This window comes from Mesorhizobium sp. M7A.F.Ca.CA.002.04.1.1, from assembly GCF_004022805.1.
GTDB lineage: Bacteria > Pseudomonadota > Alphaproteobacteria > Rhizobiales > Rhizobiaceae > Mesorhizobium > Mesorhizobium ciceri.
The window spans coordinates 1-433 of the sequence record NZ_RZPL01001327.1; the positions used below are offsets into that span (position 1 = coordinate 1).

Below are 433 nucleotides of genomic sequence, written 5' to 3' on the forward strand. Positions count from 1 at the left end.
TCCTCGAACAGTCCGGATCTTCGCCTGTCGAAGTGCACTTATGATGCAGCGACGGCGGCTCGATGGCTGAACGGGGCCGGCCATGCATCGACCGACGGCATCGTGGCCAAAGTGCTCGACGAGCATTATCTGTGCGGCGAACGTGCGATGGTGAAGGTAAAGCCGAGGCGCACCGCCGATTGCGTTGTCGGCGGTTTCCGCTATCTCGCGGGTAGCCGTGAGGTCGGCTCACTGCTCCTCGGCCTCTACAATGACGACGGCAAGCTCGATCACGTCGGCTTCACGTCGACCATCGCCAGGACCGACAGAGGAGCGCTCACGCGCCGGCTGGAAGGGCTGCGGTCAGAGCCCGGATTCACCGGCAAGGCGCCCGGCGGCCCGAGCCGCTGGAGCACGGAGCGCAGCGGACAATGGGAGCCTTTGGAACCTGAAC

Annotated in this window: 1 pseudogene; it reads left to right on the plus strand. The window is 64.9% G+C overall.

Annotated features, from left to right (window positions below):
- Positions 1 to 433, plus strand: a pseudogene (locus ENZ75_RS34035) (ATP-dependent DNA ligase); the annotation flags it as partial.